Origin of the sequence: Enterobacter sp. RIT637 (genome assembly GCF_019718755.1) — a bacterium.
GTDB lineage: Bacteria > Pseudomonadota > Gammaproteobacteria > Enterobacterales > Enterobacteriaceae > Enterobacter.
Genome location: NZ_JAIHAZ010000166.1, coordinates 1 through 535 on the forward strand (window position 1 = coordinate 1; position 535 = coordinate 535).

Consider the following 535-nt stretch of genomic DNA (forward strand, 5'->3'; position numbering starts at 1 on the left):
GGCGTGGGTGACAAGGGTCACCGGGTAGCGTATTTTCGGGCGATCGCTTTCAAAAGCATGGCGCACTTTGGTGACAACTGCCTCTGGTCCGAGGGTAAAGCGTGCGGCAATGCCAGGGTTTTCGACCGGATTGTCGGACTGGGTTTGATTTACGTTTTCTGTGAAACGGGTGCGAATCGGGCCAGGCTCAATCAGGCTGACCTTTATACCGCTGTGGCGCAGCTCCATGCGTAAGGCATCTGACCAGGCCTCCAGCGCATATTTGCTGGCGGCGTACGCCCCACGGCCCGGCGTGGAGATCAGGCCCATCACCGACGAGGTCATCACAATGCGGCCTTCTCCGTGGGGAGCATCGCAGGCAACAGCGCCATGGTCAGCTGGTGGATGCCAAAAAAGTTGGTGGAAAACTGCTGCTCAAGCTGCTCGCGCGAGATGGTTTGCAGCGGACCGTACACGCCAAAACCGGCGTTGTTAAACAGGCCGTACAGACGATTACCCGTGAGAGCGATCACCTCTGCGGCGGCGCGTTCAATGC

At 58.9% G+C, this 535-nt stretch carries 1 pseudogene; it reads right to left on the reverse strand.

Features of this window, described 5'->3' with window-relative positions:
• Positions 1-535, reverse strand: a pseudogene (locus K5E19_RS23800) (SDR family oxidoreductase); the annotation flags it as partial.